The sequence below is a fragment of the Amycolatopsis lurida genome, from assembly GCF_900105055.1.
GTDB lineage: Bacteria > Actinomycetota > Actinomycetes > Mycobacteriales > Pseudonocardiaceae > Amycolatopsis > Amycolatopsis lurida.
Genome location: NZ_FNTA01000004.1, coordinates 3,363,109 through 3,379,902 on the forward strand (window position 1 = coordinate 3,363,109; position 16,794 = coordinate 3,379,902).

Consider the following 16,794-nt stretch of genomic DNA (forward strand, 5'->3'; position numbering starts at 1 on the left):
TCACGCGTGTCCCTTTTCGAGTCCATACCGCGTGCGGGGCGCCCGGCCGGGCGCCCCGCACGCGGTTCAGGCGTTGGTGCGGTTCTTCTCGCGCAGGCGGTTCACCACGAAGAGGGTCACCGCGACCGCCACGGCGGCGATCACGAAGTACTGGAAGAACCCGGCGTATTTCTCGACCAGGTGCCAGCTTTCCCCGAGGCCGTAGCCCGCCAGCACGAACACCGTGTTCCAGATCAGGCTGCCCAGCGTGGTCAGGGCCAGAAACCGCCAGAACGGCATGCGCTCGATCCCGGCGGGCAGCGAGATGAGGCTGCGGAAGATCGGCACCATCCTGCCGAAGAACACCGCCTTGGTGCCGTGTTTCTGGAACCAGGCCTCGGTCTTGTCGAAGTCGGAGGTCTTCACCAGCGGGATCTTCGCCATCCAGCGGCGGGTGCGGTCGCGGCCAAGCAGCTGTCCGAGGTAGTACACGATGATCGCGCCCGCGACCGAGCCGAACGTCGTCCACACCAGCGCTTCCACCAGGGTGAACGTGCCCTGGCTGGCGGAGAACCCGGCGAGCGGGAGCACCAGTTCGCTGGGGATCGGCGGGAACAGGTTGTCCAGGCCGACGATGATCGCGGCACCCGGACCGCCCAGCGCGTCCATCAGTGACACCGCCCAGCCGGCGAGTCCTCCCATCGATTCGCTGGCGGTTTGGGCGAGCAGGAGGTTCATGGCGGCCTTTCGTGGTCGTCTGCAGTTGCCAACGAACGTACGAATCACCCGGGTTCCGCACCCTGCGGTGAAGCGGCACAGATCACTGCGGAAAACCGCAATACCGCCCTTCGGATACCCCGCTAACCTGGCGCTATGCCTTTTCCGGCAGCGATGCGCCGCTACCTGCGCAAAGCACTCCGCGGCACCCTCGGCCTGGCGATCGGCGCCATGACCTCCGTCGCGGAGTTCTTCTACGTGCTCTTCGGCGGCTTGGCGCTCACGATTCCCGCCCTGCGGCAGCCCGTCTTCGCCGGTGCGCGCGTACTGTCCGAAGTGGAACGGCGGCGGCTGGAGAAGTACTTCGGCGAGGAGAACGCCACGGACTACACCGGCCGTCGCGCGATGGCCTACCTCGTCCCGCGATGCGTCATCGGACTGCTGTGCGCCGCGATCTTCCTCATGACCGTGCTGGGCGCCGGATCCGGCGTGATCATCGCCTCTCAGCTCCTCACCGGTCAGTCCCCCGGCGGGGGAGCGCCTGCCGACTGGTACGACCCGCTCACCACCGGACTCGTCGGCGCGCTGCTTGTTTTCCTCGCTTTGCAGGGGCTTCTCGGAGCCGCGACACTGGACGCCAGATTGGCGAGGCACTTTTTCGGGCCCAGCAAGAAGGAACAGTTGCGCCGCCGGGTCTCCGAACTCGCGACAAGCCGGGCCGAGGTGGTCGAGGCGGTCAACGGTGAGCGCCGCCGGATCGAACGGGATCTGCACGACGGCGTCCAGCAGCGGCTCGTCGCGCTCGGGATGCTGCTCGGCCGGGCACGGCGGGCCACCGACCCGGCGCACGCGTCGGACCTGCTCCGGCAAGCGCACGAGGAATCCCAGCGCGCCCTCGTCGACCTGCGCGAGGTCTCGTGGCGGGTGTATCCGATCGCGCTGGACGCGGACGGGCTGCATCCCGCGCTGGAAGCGCTCGCGGAACGCTCGGGGGTCCCGGTCCACCTGCGGGTCGACCTGCCGGAACGGCCACCGGCGGCCATCGAGACCGTCGTCTACTTCGTCGCGTCCGAGGCGGTCACCAATACGATCAAGCACGCCGCGGCGACGCGGATCGACATCGAGGCCGAACGAGACGGGGACAGGGTGCGGGTGCGGATCACCGATGACGGCACGGGCGGGGCCCGGGAGTCCGGCGGCGGCCTTTCCGGCCTCGCCCGGCGCGTCGCGGCCGCGGATGGGGAGTTCACTGTGGACAGTCCGCCCGGCGGCCCGACCGTGGTGACGGCGGTGCTGCCGTGCGGGTGATCCTCGCCGAGGACTCGACCCTGCTGCGCGAGGGGCTGGTCCGCCTGCTGGCCGAAGAGGGGCACGAGGTCGTGGCGTCGGTCGGCGACGGTGACGCGCTCCTCTCGACGACGGCCGCCTATCAGCCGGACGTGATCGTCACCGACGTCCGTATGCCGCCGACCCATACCGACGAGGGGCTTCGCGCGGCGCTCGAGATCCGGCAACGCTGGCCGGAAATCGGGGTGCTGGTGCTCTCGCAGTACGTCGAGAAGCGCTACGCCGCCGAGTTGATCACCGGCGACGGTGAGCGCGTCGGCTATCTCCTGAAGGACCGGGTCGCTCAAGTGGGCGAATTCCTGGACGCGCTCGACCGCGTCGCCGCGGGCGGGGCGGCGTTCGATCCGGAGGTCGTCCGGCGGCTGCTCGCGCGGACCACACACACCGATCCGCTCGCGAAACTGACCGTCCGCGAGCGCGAAGTGCTGGAGAAAATGGCGCAGGGCCACACGAACGCCGGGATCGCCGAGTCGCTGTTCGTGTCGCTGAGCGCCGTCGAGAAGCACGTGAACGCCATCTTCGACAAGCTCGGACTGGCCAGCACCGCCGGGTACAGCCGTCGCGTCCTCGCGATCCTGCGGTACCTCGGTTCCTGAGCCCTGAGGTTGACAGGCAAGTGACGACTTGCCTATAACTGCGGCGTGGACGGCGACCTGTTCAAGGCGATCGGCGACGCGACGCGACGCACCATCCTGGACGAGCTGACCGAAAAGGACGGTCAAACCCTGTTCGAGATCTGCGGCAGGCTGACCATGAAACACGGCCTGGCCTCGTCACGGCAGGCCATCTCGCAGCATCTCGCAATGCTCGAACAGGCGGGCTTGGTGCACACCCGGCGACAGGGCCGCTACAAGTTCCACCACATCGACACGAGCCCGTTGCGGTCGATCGTCGAGCGGTGGCCCATCGACCGAGAGGAACCGAACCCGTGATCCGGATCAACATCACCAGCGTCTTCGTCGACGACCAGGCCAAGGCGCTGGAGTTCTACACCGAAAAGCTGGGGTTCATCAAGAAACACGACGTGCCCACCGGCGACGCCCGCTGGCTCACCGTGGTCTCCCCCGCTAACCCCGACGGTGTCGAACTGCTACTGGAGCCGGACGGCCACCCCGCGGCGAAGCCGTTCAAGCAGGCACTGACCGACGACGGCATCCCGTTCACCCAGTTCGCCGTCGACGACGTGTACGCCGAGGTCGACCGGCTCAAGGGCCTGGGCGTCGAGTTCACGCAGGACGCCGTCGACATGGGGCCCGTGGTCACCGCCGTCTTCGACGACACCTGCGGCAACCTGATCCAGCTCGCCACGATGAAGTAGGCCAAGACACGAAAAGCGGGGCTTGGTCCACTGTGGACCAAGCCCCGCCGCGAATTTCCTTACTGCTGCACCCATTCCACGAGTTCCACGGGCACGCCGTTCGGGTCGGTGACCATAAGGAGGCGCTCTCCCCACGGCTCTTCCCGCAGCGGCAACGTGATCTCGACACCCTCTTCGCGCAGGCGCTTCTCCTCGGCTTCGAGGTCCTCGACCGTGAAGGCCACGATAACCCCGGACGCACGCTGCTGACGCAGGTTCTCCGGAAGGACCTCGATCCCCGCCCGAAGCAGGACGATGGTCATCTTCGCGGTTTCGTGCCCGAGGGAGACGAAGCCCTCCGCGGCCATCTGCTCGGTGAAGCCGAAGTGCTCGGTGAAGAAACGGCTGGATGCGGCGACGTCGTCGACGGTCAGCGAGACGGTGGAGGCAAGGACGTTCATGGGCTATCCCCTTCGGGTCGGCGGTGGGTTTCGGAGAAGCGGGCCGGTCAGTACGACCGGCGGCGCGGGACGCCGATCGAGCGGCGCGCCGGCATCGAGCGGCCCGGGAACGGCTGCTGGTGACGACGGTCGTTCCGGCGGGCCTGGGCGCGGTTGGCGCCTTCGTTGCCTTGGGGGATTCGAGCGGTCAAGGAGCCTCTTCTCTCACTGGTCGGTAGTACGGACGTAAGTTTACATCCGACGCACCGTAAGTCAAGGATATTTTTACGACGGTGGTAAACTTCGCTCATGACCAGCACGGATGTGGGTTTGCGCGAGCTCAAGAAGCAGGAGACACGGCAGCTGATCTCCGACCAGGCGACGCTGCTCTTCATCGAGAAGGGGTTCGAAGAGACGACGATCGCCGAGATCGCCGCGGCGGCGAGAGTCGCGAAGAAGACCGTCACGAACTACTTCGCACGCAAGGAGGACCTGGCGCTCGACCAGCACGAGGAGTTCACCAACGGGCTGGCGAACGCCGTCCGGGACCGGAAGCCGGGTGAGTCGGCGCTGGCCGCACTACGGCGCACCTTCCTGGACGCGGTGGCCGAGCACTCGCCCGTGATCGGCTTCACCGGGCCGGTTTTCGCCAAAATGGTGCTGGAGAGCCCGACCCTGACCGCCCGGCTGCGTGAACTGCACGAACTGCGGGAAGCGGCGCTCGCGGAACTGCTCGCGAGCGAGACCGGAGCCGCCCCGGACGACGTCACCCCGATCATGGCCGCCGCCGAGCTCAACGCGATCGACCGCGTCCTCTTCCGCGAGGTCCTCCGGCGCTCGCATGCCGGCGAGAGCAACGCCGAGATCGCCAAAGCGCTGACGAAGGCGACACGACGGGCTTTCGAGTTGCTGGAACCGGCGTTCGGTGACTATGCGATCCGTGAATAGCCCTGGGTTTTGTCGGTGGTTCACGCTAGGTTCCGCCTCATGTCTGAGGGGACCTTGCTGGACGTCGTCTATTGCGAAGGCTGGGATCCGGCCGCCGGCGCGGTGATCGGAAGACTCTCGTCCGGCACCGCGCGCGGGCGCGACGCCGCCGGAGAGCAGTACGCCGTCGCCTTGGTACGTCCTGGCACCGAGGTGCCGCTGGTGCTCCTCGAAATCGCGTGGAAGCACTGCTTCGCCCGCACGGTGCAGTTCGACGAGTCGGGCAGGCGCAGGGGTTTCTTCGAGTTCCGGGTATTGGAGGACGGCGCGCTGTTCCTCATGAAGGTCGAGCAGTGGACCTACCGGTTCGACGACCAGGAGGAGTTCGACAAGAAGAGCGCCGGCCATCTGGAGATGTCCTTCGGCCCGGACGGCAAGGGATGGATACATCAGGCGCCTCAGGGTTACGGCGGCGGCTCCAGCAGTGGCCAGGTGAGCAAGCAGGTGTCGGAGCTGACGATGCCGAAGCCCGCCTTCGGTGACTGGGAGCCTCTCGCGAATTCGGGGCCGTTGACCCTCCGGACCCCGGACGCGCCCGACGCCGATCCGTCGCTGCCGGTCGACGAACGTCCTTGGCGGCCGTCGGTTCCGCTGCGCCCTTCCGGCATTGACGAGATGTTCACCGCGGGCACGCGCTACTCGCTGAACGGCGACCACCGCCTCGTCGAGGTCGAACTCCAAGACGCCGGGAAGCTCCGCATGCCCAGCGGCAGGCTCGTGGCGGCGGACCCGGCGTTCCTGGACGCGGACGCGGAGTACTTCACGGTCACCGTGCCGCCCGGTGAGTACCAGGTCGAAGTCTCCGTGATCCGGTTCGTGGACGAGCCGGCCCACGAACGGGTCGCGGCCGCCAAACTCGTCGTCGCCGATATTCCCGTCGCCACCTGGGAAACCGCGCTCTGGCCCGGGCAGAACGCGCTTTTCCTCGGGGACGGGGAGTTCTACGGCTACGGCGTGGACAGCGGCACGGGCTGCTTCGCCGACGCGGCCGCCCTTCCCGAGGAAATGGGCGACGAACTCCTGGAGAAATTCGAGGAGGTGGACCCGTACATCGATGTCACTCCGGACGGAGCCGAGGGCAACATCATCGCGTTCACCACCGGCTGGGGCGACGGCAGCTATCCGACCTGGATCGGCCGGGCGGCCGACGGGACGCCGGTCTGCTTCGTCACCGACATGCTGGTCCTCAACCGCGCCCGGATGATGGCGTCATGACCTTTACAGACGATGAGATCGCATACCTGCGCTCGCAGCCTTTAGCCCGCTTCGCGACCCTCTCCGAGGACGGCGAACAGCCTGATGTCGTCCCGCTGGCGTTCGAATTCGACGGCACGCATTTCTGGGTCGGCGGAGTGGGCGCCTCGGTCCTCGCGACCCGGAAGTTCCGCAACATCCGGGCGGGGCGGAGCAAAGTCGCCCTGGTCATCGACGACATGGTCTCCTTCGATCCGTTCGTCGCCCGCGGTATCCGCGTCTACGGCGAGGCCGACGAGCCGATCGAACGAGTGGGAGCGGTCGGCCCGGGCATCTACGCGCGCGTGACGCCGAAGGTGTCGTGGAGCTGGAACATGGCGGGCGAACCCGCGGGCGAGACGTGGTACCCGTCGAGGCGAGTGGTGCACGGCGAGGCGTGACGCGCCGTTTTGTCGGTGGGCGGCGGTACGGTCTGGTCCATGCGGGAGCTGATCGTCACCGAAAACTGCACGATCGACGGCGTCATCGAACTGACGGGCGACTGGTTCAGCCCTGGCGACACGGATCCGGACGTGGACCGGTCGGACGTCCTGGCCGTGCTCGAAGAACAACGTGAGAACTCCGACGCGCTCCTCCTCGGACGCGTCACCTTCGAAGACATGCGCGGCTACTGGCCGAAGCAAACCGAAGACACGACGGGAATCTCCGCCTACCTCGACTCAGTGGACAGGTACGTGGTCTCGAGCACGCTGACGGAGCCGGCATGGCAGAACACGACGGTGCTCTCCGGTGAGGTGCGTTCGGAGATCGAGAAGCTGAAGGGCGCCGAAGGCAAGGACATCGTGACGACCGGCAGCATCTCGCTGGTGCGGGCGCTCATCGCCGAGGGACTGGTCGACGAGTACCGGCTTTTCGTCTATCCCGTCGTGGCCGGTGAAGGCCGCAGGTTGTTCGAGGGTGTTACCGGCGTTCCGAAGCTTCGCCTGGCGGAGGAGCGGACGTTCGCGTCGGGGATCGTGCTGCTGCGCTATCGGGCCGCGTCGCGCTGACGCCACCGAAAACGGGATGAGAAGCGCACGGTCGCGGGCGTAGCGTCGGCGACCGTGATCAGTGAGACGGACACGGGAGACGACCCGGCGGACGGCTGGTTCCCCGAGAGTGTGGCCGCGGGCTATGACGCGCCAGGCGGCGCGAACGCGCCCGAAGTGGTGACGCCCGCGGTGGACGTCCTCGAAGACTTGGCCGACGGTCCGGTGCTCGAGTTCGCCGCCGGGACCGGACGGATCGCGATCCCGCTGGCGGCACGCGGTGTACCGGTGAGCGGTCTCGAACTGAGCCGGGCGATGGCGGACCGGATCGCGGGCAAGCCGGGCGGCGACGCGGTCGAGGTCACGATCGGCGACATGACGAAAACCCGGGTGCCGGGCGAATTTTCGCTGGTGTACCTGGTCTACAACACGATCAGCAACGTGACCACCCAGGACGGCCAGGTCGACGTCTTCCGCAACGCGGCCACGCACCTGCGGCCGGGCGGGCTGTTCCTCATCGAGGTCGGCCTGCCGGAGCTGCGCCGCTTGCCGCCCGGTCAGGACATCGTCCCGTTCGCGATGGCGCCCGGCTACGTCGGGTTCGACCAGTACGACGTCGTCAGGCAGGAGTTCACTTCGAACCACGTCACGGTGTCACCGGAGGGAGAGGGGCGGTTCCGCCGCATTCCCTTCCGGTACGCGTGGCCCGCCGAAATGGACCTCATGGCGCGCATCGCCGGAATGCGCCTGAAGTACCGCTGGGCGGACTGGGACCGTTCGGAACTCACCGCCGAGAGCACCAAGCACGTGTCCGTGTGGGAGCGCGCCGTTCCGTCGTGATGATGACCGCGCTGACGACGAGCAACGGCAGCGCCCACAGAGCCGTCGTGAGATAGCCGTCCCGGGTGGGGAACAGCGCGCCGTCCGGAGTGGCGGCGCCGAGCAGCAACCCGGCGAGGGCGCTGCCCACGGCCATGCCGATACTGCGGGCGATCTGGTTGATCGAGAGCACACTGGCCGTTTCCCCTTGCGGCACACCGACGAGCACGAGTTCGGGCATCACCGCGAAGATGCCGCCGGCGGCGAATCCGAGCAGGGCGATCGCGGCGAGGACGAGAACGAACGACCGACTGCCGACGGCGAACAACAGCGCGCCTGCCACGGCGAACAGGGTCGAGACCAGGTACCTCCACCGCCCGTTGACGCGCGGAATCGCTTTCCCCGCGACGAATCCGAACAATGAGAACGGGATCAGCGCCGCGCCCGCGGCGACACCGGGGAGCGCGAATCCGTACTGGGCGTCCGCAGGCGTCTGCACGTAGCGGGTGAAGAGACTGAACAGGAGGTACAAACCCGCCCCGGCCACGAGAATCGCCAGGTTCGCGCGGAGGACGGAGCCTTGGCCGAGCAGCCGAAGGTCGACCAACGGCTCCGTCGTGCGCAGCTCGATGAACGCCCACACGGCCAGGAGCGCGGCGGTACCGGCGAGGAGACCACCGGCCTGCCACGTCGTCGCCCACAGGGAGGGCACGGCGATGAGCAGGAGGGCCCCGAGCGTGCCGAGAGCGAGGAGCAGCGCGCCGGGGACATCGATCCGGGGCGGTTCACCAGGCGCTTCGACAGGCAGCATCCGCCAGGCGATGAGGAACGCGACGGCCGAGAGGAGGAAGCCGAATCCGTACGCGACGCGCAGCCCCGCGAGCTGATCGAGGAGGCTGACCACCGGGTAGCCGACTCCGATGCCGACGGTCGACGCGACCGACAGCGCGGCGATCGTCGAGGTCGAGCGCTCGGGCGGCAGGTGCGCGCGGGCGACGCTCATCAACAGCGCCCCGGCCGCGACCCCGAGCCCCTGCAGGCCGCGGCCGATCACCAACGCCATGTACGGAAGCGGGAGCACCGTCAGCAATCCGCCGGCCATGACCAGGGCCAGGGTGACCAGGATCGTGGTGCGGCGGTACGGGCCGCCGCCGAGCCTGCCCAGGACCGGGCCCGCGATCGCGCCGCTGAACAACGTCACCGTCAACGTCCACTGCGCCGCGTCGAGGGACACGTGCAGCCCGGTGGCGACCGGGGTGATCAGCGGCGCCCCGACGCTGCCGATCACGGCCCCCGCCAACGCCGTGCACACGAGTGCGGCGCTCAGCCGTCCGTCGTGCCGGACGGGGGCACTCATCGGTTCGTCTCGGTGGTGACGTGTGTGAACAGGCCCGGCTGGATCCGGGTGCGAACCCCCTCGGCCCAGACCGCGTCGACCTGCCCGACGTCCATCGCGGCGCCGGCGTTCAGCAGCATCCCGAAGGCGAGGAACGTCTTCACGGTCACCGGGTCGAGCCCGGTGCCGTGCTCGGCCGTGTCCCACATCCGCGCGAAACACGACCGCACCACGTCACGTACCTCCGGGTCTCCGCACGCGGCGAAGCCCTGAAGCTGCAACAACAATCCAGTCCGATCGGCCAGCAGATCGAAGTATTGGGCACCCATCGCCGAAAGCGCGCCGAGGCCGGTCTCCCCTTCGCCCGCGTCTCGCATCGCGTCGCTGAGCCGCTCGAAAGCGGCCTGGACCAGCTCCAGGAACAGGGCCTTCTTCGTCCCGAACATCCGGAAGACGTACGCCTGCGTGATCCCCGCCGTCTTCGCGATCGCTTCCGTCGACGCCCCGTGCAGCCCGTGCCGCGCGAACTCCTCCGCGGCGATGGCCAGCACCTGGGCACGTCGTTCGGGTCCGCTCATCCGTACCGTCATAGCCCGAAGTTACTGGTTACTAACCACTAACCAAAGGTGTCTTGCGCTACAGCCTTCGGCACATCGATCGGAAACCCTGAACGCGATGATCCGGATGGCCAGTCGGGACGGCGGCGAGCTTCGGGGCCCACTCGGCGAGGGCAGCCGCGAGGGCCCGCGAAGCCGCACACAACGAAAGCGGCCCCTGGCCTGGTTTCCCAGTTCAGGAGCCGCTTCGGTGTGGCGAGTGAGGGATTCGAACCCCCGAAGGCTGTGCCGTCTGATTTACAGGGAAACGACCGCGGCGCCATGACCTGCGTGTTTGCCAAATTGCGCCCCCGTGCGCCCGTCATGCGCCCGTGGCGGGATCACCAGCCCCCCGCCCTTGTCCTCCGTGCCGCGGCCTCAGCGCGTCCGACAAGATCCACTGGCGGTGCCAGGTGGCGCCTTCGCCGGGAGTTCCGAGGGGATAGGCGACCCATCCGACCCAGTGCCCGGTGACCGTGACCCCCCACCTGTTTAGCGTTCCGGGGACAGTTCCGGTGAGGTCGAGCCCACCTGGAAGCGTTGCTCGGGGGGCGCCGATCGGGAAAACCTGACGCAGGTCAACCCATACAGGCTGAGGCGGTTCAACCGTGCGCAGGTACGCCGCACCCTGGGGCCTCAAGCCATCGCGATCGACCATAGGTTCGAGTATGCGCCTTGACGACGGGCAGACATACCCCCGCCTTCGACCTGCGGAAACCCGCCTTCAATCACGGATACGATCAAGTTCGTCACGTAGCGCAAATGCGTCAACTGAGTGACCCTGTGACAATCGAGAGCTTAACTCCGATACTGGAGGTGTGGTGACCAGAGTGGATGTGGAAGCAGACGTGATCGCGTGGGCACGCGATCGCTCTGGCTTGCCCGTAGCCGACCTGGAGCGCCGCTTCCCTCGCCTGCCCAGCTGGGTCGCCGGCTCCACCGCCCCAACGCTCAATCAGCTCGAAGAATTCGCCGAAGCCACCCACACGCCAGTCGGCTTCTTCTTTTTGAGTGAACCTCCAGTTGAGGACGTGCCATTACCAGATTTCCGAACGAGGCGCAGCTCGGGAGTGACTCACCCAAGCCCCGACTTGCTCGACACAATCTACCTCGTGCAACAGCGCCAGGAATGGTACCGGAACCACGTCATTTCCTTGGGGCAAGATCCAGTTTCGGTCGTTGGTTCCGCGACCATCCGAACCAGAGTAATTGACGCTGCGCAGCAAATTCGCGAAGCACTCCGCCCGGCAAGCGGGGAACCCTACAACCCGAGGGACGTCGGCGACGCGTTCCGACTAATAAGCGAGTCCGCAGAAGAGATCGGCGTACTCGTCATGGCTAACGGCGTAGTAGGAAGCAACACCCACCGGCGACTCAACCCAGACGAATTTCGAGGATTTGCGCTTGCCGATCGCTACGCTCCCGTCGTGTTCGTGAACGGCGCCGACACAAAATCTGCGCAAAACTTCACGCTCATCCATGAACTCGCGCACATATGGCTAGGCGAGACCGCCCTGAGCGGAATTGACCCACGTTCATCGGCAGATGAGAACGCGTCGGAGAAATGGTGTAACGCAGTTGCAGCCGAAGTCTTGGCTCCGCTAAGGGTTGTCCGCGATCTTTTCCAGCGACAAGCAGAGCTGCAAGGCGAAGCCCAAAGGCTTGCAAATATTTTCAAGGTCAGCACTCTCGTAATTCTGAGTCGATTACACGAGGCAGGGCTTGTCGATTGGACCACCTACCGCGCAGCGTATGCACAGGAAGAAGCGCGCCTACGCGCACTCCTTGCCAAACCCCGAGAGTCATCCGGCGGGAATTTCTACAACACACACGTCGTCCGCACTAGCCGAAACTTCGCCCGCGCTGTCTTAATTAGCGCCGCCGAAGGGAGCACCCTTCAGCGCGAGGCGATGCAATTACTTGGACTGAAGACCCGGGAAACGTTCGACAAGCTGGCAAACCACCTGGGGGTTTCCTAGCGTGTACCTACTTGATTCGAACGTTTTTATCGAAGCCAAGAACTCCTACTACGGATTCGACTTCTGCCCCGCTTTTTGGGATTGGCTTGTCAAGGCCAATGCGGCTAGGCGAGTTTGGAGCATCGAAAAGGTTCGCGACGAGTTGGTCGACGCGCAGGATGATCTTTCCAAATGGGTTCAGGGAATCTCTCCCGGCTTCTTCCTCAAACCAGTTTCCCAAAGTTTTCCAAATCTGGCAAAGGTAAGCAACTGGGCCAACACGAGAGGTTTCGATGCGGCAGCCGTGTCAACCTTTCTTGCGACTGCCGACTACTACCTCGTAGCAGAAGCACTGACATATGGCTTCACGGTCGTAACACGAGAAAAGTACGATGCAAACTGCAAGAAACGAATCAAGATTCCTAACGCCTGCAAGGAACTGGGCGTATCTTGCATAACATCACATGAACTTCTCAGGCGCGAAAAGCCTCAGTTCATACTAGGCCCCTAGTGCTCTATGCAGTAATTTCTTTTTCGATACTCCCCCGCAGACCGACCTTGCCGGTACATGGCTCCGTACTGTCCCCCGACAACATCCTGCATCACGATCTCATCCGGCCCAGAGGACGACCTCAAGTTCGGCCGGCCATTGGTGGACGACCTCACCGAAGTACCTTGCCGCCTCACCCCACGAGATGCCGCGCAGGATCACTTACCGGCCAGTTCCAAGACACACACATGTCCTTGCTGCTCAGACATGGTTGTCATCGTACTAAAAGCGCCAGACAGGCGGAAACGACCTCGCCACGCTGACCTGCACGTTTACCAGCTGCACCCCCGCGCGACAGCTCAGTCGTGACCGCATCGCCGAAGGCACACGCCTGGGGGCTTGCAGCCCAACAGGGCAATGACCAAGATCGACGAAATGAACGAGCTGGTGCTGACGGACGCACGTCGTAACGAGTTGGCAGCACTACTTGCCGATGAGCAGCGGTTTCGTGCTGAATACCCAAAGGTCGCCGACTACCTCGACATGGCCCCTCAATTGCAGGGAACCGGGGATGAGCGGACGGATGCGGCCTTCGATCTTCGAATGGTCCACTACCTGACCGCCGACGTACCTATCAGCTCAAATCCATACTGGGACATTGTTTCCCCCTTCGTGTTCGAGCATGAGGGGCGCCAAGTCGTGAACGGAGGCCAGACGGCAGGCAGCAGCCGACTCAGCTATGCGGCGATGCTATTGCAATCTACTTATGCATACGCAATACCATCGCCAGACACCCTTGACTGGATTGCCGCAGTGTCATCAGGGCGCTCGCTGATCGAACTGGGATCTGGCCGAGGATACTGGGCCGCCCAGATTGCTCAACATGGTTTGTCGATCGACGCATACGACGTCGATCCCCCAAAAGCAACAAATAATCCTTCATTCCCGACCGCCAAAGGACAGCGAAGTGAATGGCATAAAGTCGGGAGCATGGAGGACTTCAACCGCCAAAAAGGTGGCCAGGAAGACACAGTGCTTTTTCTCTGCTGGCCCCCCGGTTGGGGTAGCGAAATGGCCTCTAAATCCCTCGAAGACTTCGAGAGGGCTGGTGGCACCGAATTAATATTCATCGGCGAGCCGCGCGGCGGAAAAACAGGCGATAAAAGGTTTTTCGACCTATTATCGGAGAATTGGACACTTGCATCTCAAGATGCACGCTTTGTCTCGTGGTGGAATCTGAAGGACGCCGCCCAGCATTGGACCAAATCCTGAGCCGGGGCCAGAGGCGAAGCAAGTTCACCTCTGGCCCCAGCCCAGGTTTGCTATCAAGCTCGCTGCAAACCAGCGTTCCTAGTCAAGCGTCATCCGAAAGACGAACGCATCGTAGCGGTCACGCGGATAAGAAACGTCCGAAACCATGACGACTCCCCCGTCTGCATCAACGAACCGCTGATGGACCGACTTCACCAACCCTCCCGAGCTTACCTGCAGCCACTCTGCATGCTCAGCCGAGGGAATTCGATCCCTAATCGTCTCTTCGAGGACTTTTGCGGTCGAAATACCCTCAATTTGCGCAGGCTGATAGGTATCAGAAATTGAAATCGGCCGCCCTCCCTCTGAAGCCCGGGTAACAACCCGGGACACCTCAGAGCCAATTTCCAGGCCGAGCGCTTCGGCGATTTCCGACGTAGCGGCCACTTGCTCAATATCCCGCTCGACTCGAACCTCGCGTTCAGTCTCGTTGCCAAAAGTGGTCTCAGGATCTTGCATTTGCCGCTCGGGCGAGATTCGAACCAAGTTGGTACGACTGGCGACGAAAACTCCGCGACGCGACTCTGAGCGCACAAGCCCTTGGTTGCGCAACAACTCGATCGCCTTTCGGACCACGATATCCGAAACGCCGCTTCTTTGAGCAATTTCCCAGTAGCTCGGCAACTGAGTGCCCGGCGATAGTTCTCCCGTCCGGATACGACGCGCGTAATCGCCTGCAATGGATACATATGCTGGCTCCGCCACGATGCTTTGTCCCTTCATTGAACTCTGGCATCCCGCAGGACTCAAGCACAGTATACCCAACTTCGTATACGCAGGCTCACTCGCCGACAGCCAGTCGTCCGCCAAGTCCCACGGGGCACCCCCCAGACAAGGCATGGATCGGTTCATTTTTCGACTCCGCCCCAGGTCGGGCGCGTGATCGCTAGGCCAAACGAGTGAACTTAGCCCTCTGCGTATACGCAGATCTTGTGCGTATACGCAGCCTGCGTATACGTTGATTAAGCAAGCTAATCCGAACCACCGGCGGGACGCAGATCGACCGCGACACAAAGGACGAAAGTATGAGGAAAGTGCACAGTAGCCGCCGTCAGATCGAGATGGACGCCGTCGATCTGGACTTTGACTTCTTCGCTGACACGACCGGCCTGGCCGGCGACGTGACTACCGCGGTGACCTTCGGCGGCCTGGCCAACCTGGCCGACCTCTTCACGGAGATTGCGGAGTTCGATCGGGAGTTGGAGCTGATCGAGGCTGAGTTGCTGGCGCACGAGGCGCGTCACGCGGCGGACGACGCCCTTGTGCCCAGGCTCCAGGTGGGTGAGACCAGCATGGAGCGGGGGTGGGCAGCGTGATGACCATCGACCGGTTATTCGTTCCGGCCGCGTTCTGCGGGCTGGTGGCGACGATGCCGCCCGCATCGGCGACGCCGTTCGAGCGGCTGGATTGGCTGGACCGCACCGTTGACCAGCTGCGGGGGCAGGTTCGCGGCCCGCACGGCTTGAGCGCACTTCGCCTGGTCGAGGCGATCAACCAGGTCCGTCACGCCACGCACGACGAATTCGCTTCCGCCGCCTGACTTTCTGATTCTTGGCGCGTTTCCGCGCCGCATTCACGAAATTTCCCGCATTCGTTCCGGGGCACCGCCATGCCTTGTGCCGGTTCCTCTTGCTCGGAAGGACTTCCCATGACTCGCACGGTGAGCACCGAGATCGCCGCCCGGTTCCGCGACCTGGCCGACACGCTAGCCCGCAACGCCGCGGTGCTGTCCTCGGCTGGTCTGCCGGAGGTCGTGACCTCGGTCCGGGCGACGGTCTACGGCGACGTCGCTGCCCAGCTGCGGACGCTGGCCGAAGACGAGATGGCGCAGGCCGCGGGGAATCCGCTGGTGGTCCCCGCGGCCGAGAGCGAGATCGCCTCTGGGGTGGCTCGCCGGTTCGAGCAGCTGGCCGGGCTGCTGGCGGCGAACGCCCGTCTCCTGGTCCGCCGCACGACCGAGGCGGGGCTACTGGCCCGGGCCGGGGTGTACCGGGACGTCGCCGCGCAGGTCCGGATCCTGGCCGAGGAACACGCCCACCAGGCCACCATCCGCCCGGAGCGGGAAACCCGTCCGCCGCTGTCCAACCTCACCCCGCTGAGCCCGGTGGTGGTGCGGGCCGCGACCCGGGCGCCGAAGGTCCGGCCGGCGTTCCTGGAGCAGCTGGTCGCCGCGATCGCGAAGCGCCGCGCCCAGGGCTGGTCGGTAGCCCGGTTGACGCGCTGGTTGCGCGAGAGCCTGCGCGACCCGCAGACCGATCACGTGCACCCGTGCGCCCAGCGCTCGTTCGTCGCCTACGTCACCGGCCTGCTGACCACCCCGGCCGCGACTGTCCGCGCCGCCTGACCCTGCTCGGTTCCCGTCCGCTGCTGATCGTGTCCCGAAAGGACGTCCCCTGATGTCGCTGATTGGTTCGCTCGCCGCGAAGATCGCCGCGAGATTCGATGACCGTGACCCGGTGTTCTACGCCGCCGATGTGCTGCTGTTCGCCAAGTCCCGCACTGGCCTGCTGCACGTGCTCCTGATCGAACGGGGCTGGGACCCGCACAAGGGCAGGCTCGCCGCCCCGGGCGGCCACGTCGATGCCGGGGAGACCTCGGAACAGGCGGCCCGCCGGGAAGCCGCCGAGGAAACCGGCCTGGACCTGACCAGGGTGCCGCTGCACCGGGTCGGGATCTACGACCAGCCGGGCCGCGACGCTCGGGGCCGGTACGTGTCGGTGGCCTACACCGCGGTCCTGCCGGACATGCCCGCCCCGGTTGCCGGGGACGACGCGGCAGCAGCGGCCTGGATGCCCCTGCACGTCGCCACCCGGCTCGCCCAGCAGGGCAGGTTCGCGTTCGACCATGCCGACATGCTGTTCGACGCCTGCCGGATCCACGGGTGGTGAGCGGCATGACGGAGCTGATCTACCCCGCCACCGCCGTCCTGAATGGACAGCACCGGGTCCCGGTGTCCCTGATCTACGACCCGGCCGACCCGTGGGCGGTCACTCTCGCCGTCGGTGCGCGGCTGTGGCTGTTCGCCCGGGACCTGCTCGCTTCGGGCGTCTACGAACCCGCCGGGCACGGCGACGTCCAGGTCCGCCCCGACACCGGCGGCGCGGTCGACGCGGTGCTCGTGAGCCTGTCGAGCCCGTCCGGAACCGCCGAACTCGCCCTGCCGCGCGGCACCGTCGAAGCGCTGCTCGACGCCGCCGACGCGCTCGTGCCCGCCGGCCACGAGGAAATCGACTGGGACACCGAGTGGTCCCACCTCACCGAAGGTCCGGCCGCCGCCTGACTTCTGCGCACGTCC

At 65.5% G+C, this 16,794-nt stretch carries 23 protein-coding genes; 17 read left to right on the plus strand and 6 right to left on the minus strand.

Going from position 1 to position 16,794, the window contains the following annotated elements; genetic code table 11:
• Positions 1-66: 66 nt before the first annotated feature.
• The gene (locus BLW75_RS20795) at positions 67-717 is read right to left on the minus strand and encodes a DedA family protein (protein ID WP_034304157.1); all 651 of its coding nucleotides are present in this window, start codon (positions 715-717) and stop codon (positions 67-69) included.
• Positions 718-852: 135 nt separating this feature from the next.
• On the opposite strand from BLW75_RS20795, the gene BLW75_RS20800 reads away from it, so the two are divergent.
• Genes BLW75_RS20800 through BLW75_RS20815 form a run of 4 tightly spaced genes read left to right on the plus strand, consistent with a single transcriptional unit; the run spans position 853 to position 3,361 of the window.
• Positions 853-2,004, plus strand: coding sequence for a sensor histidine kinase (locus BLW75_RS20800; protein ID WP_241783196.1), 1,152 nt, complete (start codon positions 853-855; stop codon positions 2,002-2,004).
• The gene (locus BLW75_RS20805; RefSeq protein WP_034304155.1) at positions 1,995-2,639 is read left to right on the plus strand and encodes a response regulator; all 645 of its coding nucleotides are present in this window, start codon (positions 1,995-1,997) and stop codon (positions 2,637-2,639) included. Before BLW75_RS20800 ends, BLW75_RS20805 begins: the two co-directional genes overlap by 10 nt.
• Before the next feature lie 45 nt (positions 2,640-2,684).
• Positions 2,685-2,975: an ArsR/SmtB family transcription factor gene (locus tag BLW75_RS20810; protein ID WP_005152025.1), complete on the plus strand. Its 291-nt coding sequence runs from the start codon at positions 2,685-2,687 to the stop codon at positions 2,973-2,975.
• Positions 2,972-3,361, plus strand: a complete 390-nt coding sequence (locus BLW75_RS20815) for a VOC family protein (RefSeq protein WP_034304152.1) — start codon at positions 2,972-2,974, stop codon at positions 3,359-3,361. The genes BLW75_RS20810 and BLW75_RS20815 overlap by 4 nt, the downstream gene beginning before the upstream one ends.
• A gap of 59 nt (positions 3,362-3,420) precedes the next feature.
• Here the strand turns inward: BLW75_RS20815 and BLW75_RS20820 are convergent, their stop codons facing one another.
• The gene (locus BLW75_RS20820) at positions 3,421-3,801 is read right to left on the minus strand and encodes a VOC family protein (protein WP_034304150.1); all 381 of its coding nucleotides are present in this window, start codon (positions 3,799-3,801) and stop codon (positions 3,421-3,423) included.
• Between the two features lie 47 nt (positions 3,802-3,848).
• Positions 3,849-3,992 (minus strand): hypothetical protein, encoded by a 144-nt coding sequence (locus BLW75_RS42870; protein WP_158005342.1) that lies wholly within the window; start codon positions 3,990-3,992, stop codon positions 3,849-3,851.
• Positions 3,993-4,089: 97 nt separating this feature from the next.
• Here BLW75_RS42870 and BLW75_RS20825 point away from each other — a divergent pair, with 97 nt between their 5' ends.
• From BLW75_RS20825 to BLW75_RS20845, 5 genes are read left to right on the plus strand one after another with little or no spacing between them, the layout of a single operon-like run.
• A complete protein-coding gene (locus BLW75_RS20825; protein ID WP_034304148.1) occupies positions 4,090-4,728 on the plus strand; it encodes a TetR/AcrR family transcriptional regulator in 639 nt (212 codons plus the stop codon).
• A 39-nt stretch (positions 4,729-4,767) separates the two neighbouring features.
• The gene (locus tag BLW75_RS20830) at positions 4,768-5,982 is read left to right on the plus strand and encodes a DUF4241 domain-containing protein (protein ID WP_091597949.1); all 1,215 of its coding nucleotides are present in this window, start codon (positions 4,768-4,770) and stop codon (positions 5,980-5,982) included.
• On the plus strand, positions 5,979-6,401 hold the full coding sequence (locus tag BLW75_RS20835; protein ID WP_034304146.1) for a PPOX class F420-dependent oxidoreductase: 423 nt from the start codon (positions 5,979-5,981) through the stop codon (positions 6,399-6,401). The genes BLW75_RS20830 and BLW75_RS20835 overlap by 4 nt, the downstream gene beginning before the upstream one ends.
• A 39-nt stretch (positions 6,402-6,440) precedes the next feature.
• Entirely contained in the window at positions 6,441-7,010 is a 570-nt protein-coding gene (locus BLW75_RS20840; protein WP_034304988.1) for a dihydrofolate reductase family protein, read from the plus strand.
• Between the two features lie 54 nt (positions 7,011-7,064).
• A complete protein-coding gene (locus BLW75_RS20845; RefSeq protein ID WP_034304144.1) occupies positions 7,065-7,829 on the plus strand; it encodes a class I SAM-dependent DNA methyltransferase in 765 nt (254 codons plus the stop codon).
• On the opposite strand, the gene BLW75_RS20850 is transcribed toward BLW75_RS20845, so the two are convergent.
• Both BLW75_RS20850 and BLW75_RS20855 read right to left on the minus strand, forming a co-directional pair.
• A complete protein-coding gene (locus BLW75_RS20850; protein WP_034304142.1) occupies positions 7,774-9,165 on the minus strand; it encodes an MFS transporter in 1,392 nt (463 codons plus the stop codon). The genes BLW75_RS20845 and BLW75_RS20850 overlap by 56 nt on opposite strands.
• On the minus strand, positions 9,162-9,734 hold the full coding sequence (locus BLW75_RS20855) for a TetR/AcrR family transcriptional regulator (RefSeq protein ID WP_241783194.1): 573 nt from the start codon (positions 9,732-9,734) through the stop codon (positions 9,162-9,164). The genes BLW75_RS20850 and BLW75_RS20855 overlap by 4 nt, the downstream gene beginning before the upstream one ends.
• Before the next feature lie 827 nt (positions 9,735-10,561).
• Here BLW75_RS20855 and BLW75_RS20865 point away from each other — a divergent pair.
• The 3 genes from BLW75_RS20865 (at position 10,562) to BLW75_RS20875 (ending at position 13,460) form a co-directional block, all read left to right on the plus strand.
• Complete coding sequence (locus BLW75_RS20865) at positions 10,562-11,719, plus strand: ImmA/IrrE family metallo-endopeptidase (protein WP_198935642.1); 1,158 nt, start codon at positions 10,562-10,564, stop codon at positions 11,717-11,719.
• A 1-nt stretch (position 11,720) separates the two neighbouring features.
• Entirely contained in the window at positions 11,721-12,209 is a 489-nt protein-coding gene (locus tag BLW75_RS20870; RefSeq protein ID WP_091597958.1) for a DUF4411 family protein, read from the plus strand.
• A 414-nt stretch (positions 12,210-12,623) separates the two neighbouring features.
• Positions 12,624-13,460 carry a hypothetical protein gene (locus tag BLW75_RS20875; RefSeq protein WP_091599863.1) on the plus strand — a complete coding sequence of 279 codons (837 nt, stop codon included), beginning with the start codon at positions 12,624-12,626 and terminating at the stop codon, positions 13,458-13,460.
• A 78-nt stretch (positions 13,461-13,538) separates the two neighbouring features.
• Here the strand turns inward: BLW75_RS20875 and BLW75_RS20880 are convergent, their stop codons facing one another.
• Entirely contained in the window at positions 13,539-14,204 is a 666-nt protein-coding gene (locus BLW75_RS20880; protein WP_091599865.1) for a GntR family transcriptional regulator, read from the minus strand.
• 320 nt (positions 14,205-14,524) lie between these two features.
• Between BLW75_RS20880 and BLW75_RS20885 the strand changes: the two genes are divergently transcribed.
• From BLW75_RS20885 to BLW75_RS20905, 5 genes are all read left to right on the plus strand, one after another.
• Positions 14,525-14,815 carry a hypothetical protein gene (locus BLW75_RS20885; protein ID WP_091597961.1) on the plus strand — a complete coding sequence of 97 codons (291 nt, stop codon included), beginning with the start codon at positions 14,525-14,527 and terminating at the stop codon, positions 14,813-14,815.
• Complete coding sequence (locus tag BLW75_RS20890; protein WP_143055335.1) at positions 14,812-15,039, plus strand: hypothetical protein; 228 nt, start codon at positions 14,812-14,814, stop codon at positions 15,037-15,039. The genes BLW75_RS20885 and BLW75_RS20890 overlap by 4 nt, the downstream gene beginning before the upstream one ends.
• A 108-nt stretch (positions 15,040-15,147) precedes the next feature.
• Positions 15,148-15,843 (plus strand): hypothetical protein, encoded by a 696-nt coding sequence (locus BLW75_RS20895; protein ID WP_034304136.1) that lies wholly within the window; start codon positions 15,148-15,150, stop codon positions 15,841-15,843.
• A gap of 52 nt (positions 15,844-15,895) precedes the next feature.
• Positions 15,896-16,387, plus strand: coding sequence for an NUDIX domain-containing protein (locus BLW75_RS20900; protein WP_034304983.1), 492 nt, complete (start codon positions 15,896-15,898; stop codon positions 16,385-16,387).
• Positions 16,388-16,392: 5 nt separating this feature from the next.
• A complete protein-coding gene (locus BLW75_RS20905) occupies positions 16,393-16,779 on the plus strand; it encodes an SsgA family sporulation/cell division regulator (RefSeq protein WP_034304977.1) in 387 nt (128 codons plus the stop codon).
• Positions 16,780-16,794 lie beyond the last annotated feature (15 nt).

Bases quoted from the DNA above. Each gene is read 5' to 3' on its own strand.
- BLW75_RS20875 (WP_091599863.1), top strand. From the start codon at position 12,624: ATGAACGAGCTGGTGCTGACGGACGCACGTCGTAACGAGTTGGCAGCA.
- BLW75_RS20820 (WP_034304150.1), bottom strand. From the start codon at position 3,801: ATGAACGTCCTTGCCTCCACCGTCTCGCTGACCGTCGACGACGTCGCC.
- BLW75_RS20835 (WP_034304146.1), top strand. From the start codon at position 5,979: ATGACCTTTACAGACGATGAGATCGCATACCTGCGCTCGCAGCCTTTA.
- BLW75_RS20800 (WP_241783196.1), top strand. From the start codon at position 853: ATGCCTTTTCCGGCAGCGATGCGCCGCTACCTGCGCAAAGCACTCCGC.
- BLW75_RS20895 (WP_034304136.1), top strand. From the start codon at position 15,148: ATGACTCGCACGGTGAGCACCGAGATCGCCGCCCGGTTCCGCGACCTG.
- BLW75_RS20825 (WP_034304148.1), top strand. From the start codon at position 4,090: ATGACCAGCACGGATGTGGGTTTGCGCGAGCTCAAGAAGCAGGAGACA.
- BLW75_RS20840 (WP_034304988.1), top strand. From the start codon at position 6,441: ATGCGGGAGCTGATCGTCACCGAAAACTGCACGATCGACGGCGTCATC.
- BLW75_RS20795 (WP_034304157.1), bottom strand. From the start codon at position 717: ATGAACCTCCTGCTCGCCCAAACCGCCAGCGAATCGATGGGAGGACTC.
- BLW75_RS20900 (WP_034304983.1), top strand. From the start codon at position 15,896: ATGTCGCTGATTGGTTCGCTCGCCGCGAAGATCGCCGCGAGATTCGAT.
- BLW75_RS20850 (WP_034304142.1), bottom strand. From the start codon at position 9,165: ATGAGTGCCCCCGTCCGGCACGACGGACGGCTGAGCGCCGCACTCGTG.
- BLW75_RS20885 (WP_091597961.1), top strand. From the start codon at position 14,525: ATGAGGAAAGTGCACAGTAGCCGCCGTCAGATCGAGATGGACGCCGTC.
- BLW75_RS20830 (WP_091597949.1), top strand. From the start codon at position 4,768: ATGTCTGAGGGGACCTTGCTGGACGTCGTCTATTGCGAAGGCTGGGAT.
- BLW75_RS20855 (WP_241783194.1), bottom strand. From the start codon at position 9,734: ATGACGGTACGGATGAGCGGACCCGAACGACGTGCCCAGGTGCTGGCC.
- BLW75_RS20905 (WP_034304977.1), top strand. From the start codon at position 16,393: ATGACGGAGCTGATCTACCCCGCCACCGCCGTCCTGAATGGACAGCAC.